This is a genomic window from Vibrio sp. 10N.261.55.A7 (genome assembly GCF_002877365.1).
In the GTDB taxonomy this organism is placed as follows: domain Bacteria; phylum Pseudomonadota; class Gammaproteobacteria; order Enterobacterales; family Vibrionaceae; genus Vibrio.
Window position 1 is genome coordinate 1 of the sequence record NZ_MCWZ01000160.1, and the last position, 1,842, is coordinate 1,842.

General features: G+C 38.8%; 2 protein-coding genes. Both read left to right on the forward strand.

Translation table 11 applies throughout. The annotated features are described in order from the left end of the window. Positions 1–73: 73 nt before the first annotated feature. Entirely contained in the window at positions 74–502 is a 429-nt protein-coding gene (locus BCU12_RS09560) for a hypothetical protein (RefSeq protein WP_133153848.1), read from the forward strand. Continuing rightward, a complete protein-coding gene (locus tag BCU12_RS09565; protein WP_102404096.1) occupies positions 502–1,086 on the forward strand; it encodes a hypothetical protein in 585 nt (194 codons plus the stop codon). The genes BCU12_RS09560 and BCU12_RS09565 overlap by 1 nt, the downstream gene beginning before the upstream one ends. Positions 1,087–1,842 lie beyond the last annotated feature (756 nt).

Genomic DNA, 1,842 nt, shown 5'->3' on the forward strand with positions numbered 1-1,842 from the left:
GTATGCTCGGTAAAGTTAATGGTTACAGCCACTTAGTAAAGCGTTAGGCTCTAATTATAAATAGGAGGATTAATTGGTTACAGAAACAATGATTTATTTCGTCGGTATTCCGGCAATGATTGCTTATCTGCTATTGATGTTGGCATATGCCGATAAAAAGAAAAATGAAGATAAAGTAATAAAGTTTCCTTTAAGGGATGCTGTGGTCGCTACGTTAGCATTAGACTTTTCGGTAATGATTCCACAGATCTTTGAACAGGAAACACTAGGTATGTTTGATGGAGGTGTAAATTTGCTATCTGTAACGATAGTACTATTTTGCTTTCACCTGTCAATGCTGTTTTACTCGCGAAGATTAGAAAACCTAATGGTACATAATTCGAGTTCTTCATACAAAAAGCGAGTAATGGCTTTGGTGCTTCCTATGTATGCTGGGTTGCTGTGTTTAATGACAAACGGAGTATCTATTGAGGCAGTTTTGGCGGCAAAAGGAGGCTTTTAATGGGTTTAAAAGACTACTTAGGCAAGTTTGCATGGGGTTTTATTCCAGGTATCGTTTTAGTTATATCTTATTGGTTTGCAGGTTTTATGACTGCTGATATGGCAAGTCTGTCTTACTCAATAGAGAAACGAAGTGTAAATGGATTAAGTTCATTTTACATGCAGATCTATAACAATGAAGACGATATCGCTATAGATGAAGTTGTCATTAGCAACCTCCCTAGTAACCATCTATTGTCAGCTATATCTGAAGGTGCAGCGAATACTAAATTAAAGCAATGGTCAGGCACAATTAAGTCTGGAGGTGCAGTTGAATTATTAATTATTTCCGATAAGCCACTCCCTTCAGATAAATCAGCTATTAGCGATATCCTCAAAGCTCGTTATCAGGTACGTGATTCTGAATCCGGAAGGCTAATCTGGAAAGATATTGAAATATCAGAACAAGGCATAATAAGTTGGAACAAAGGTACAGCCTACATTGTATGGTATGCGGCTCCTATAGTATTGATATTGCTATTGGGTGTTGTGATATTTCAGTTCTTTTTTACGAATGGAAATGAGGAATCTCAACCCCAAGCCTAACAAACTGTTTAAGAGTGATTCGCAACGCGTGGCATTTTCACTATGCGTTGCGTTTAGTGTTTAAGGTGGTATGCGGTAGCATCGGTATTGCGTTGCTCACACCTTAACAGGGCGTTAGTCGTTTAATGCTTTGAAAGGTTTTAAGGCTAAAGTTGCTTCAGTAATCTTCGCCGCATTGTTTAACTGGCAACGTTTTTTGGCGCTACTGGATCGCATGATGTTGATGTTCAATTTAGGGCGTTTTGTTTGGCCGAGTCAAATGCATATCCTTGCCCTAAGTAAGTTCTACAAAAGTCGTGCATTGTTTTTAATAACAAAACCTCGTACTAATAATCAGCATTCAATGGCAAAGCCACCGACTAACAAGTTAATTAAGTGGACTTATCAACGCTGGGCATTTTCGGCTTGAAGTTTGATAGGCTCGGTAAAATCAGTGGTAACAGCCACTTATTAAAGCGTTAGTCGTTTAATGCTTTGAAAGGTTTTAAGGTTAAAGTTGGTTCAGTAACTTTCGCCGTATTGTTTTCTTGGCAACGTTTTTTGGCGCTACTGGATCGCATGATGTTAATGCTCCATTTAGGGCGCTTTGTTTGGCCGAGTCAAATGCATAACCTTGCCCTAAGTAAGTTCTACAAATGTCGTGCATTGATTTTAATAACAAAACCTTGTACCAATAATCAGTCATCAATGGCAAAGCCACCGGCTAACAAATTACTAAAGTGGACTTATCAACGCTCGGCACTCTCGGCTTGAAGT